The 240-nt window shown below is 63.8% G+C and carries 1 protein-coding gene; it reads left to right on the top strand.

The features are described from left to right. A partial coding sequence (locus tag AF337_RS38690) for a hypothetical protein (RefSeq protein WP_152971367.1) occupies positions 1-240 on the top strand: 240 nt, incomplete at both ends.

Here is a 240-nt window from a genome sequence, read left to right as displayed (position 1 = left end):
CGGCCCACCTGCCGAAACCATTGCCGAGGTCGCAGATGAAGCGGAGATAGCGCTTGAAGAACCGCTGATCGAACCCGCCCTGACGCAAGAGGTCGAGGATCAGGCGCCGCAGACGGAGACAGCGCCGGAAGAGATTGCCACCGAGCAGGTGGCCATCGAGACACCTGCCCAGGAAAGTGCAGCAGAAAAAGCGGAAGGCAGCGTCGATGCCGGCGACGTTTCCGCTGCAGAGCCCCCAGC

It is taken from the genome of Rhizobium ecuadorense (assembly GCF_001187535.1).
Taxonomy (GTDB): domain Bacteria; phylum Pseudomonadota; class Alphaproteobacteria; order Rhizobiales; family Rhizobiaceae; genus Rhizobium; species Rhizobium ecuadorense.
This window is presented reverse-complemented; position numbering and strand designations above follow the sequence as displayed.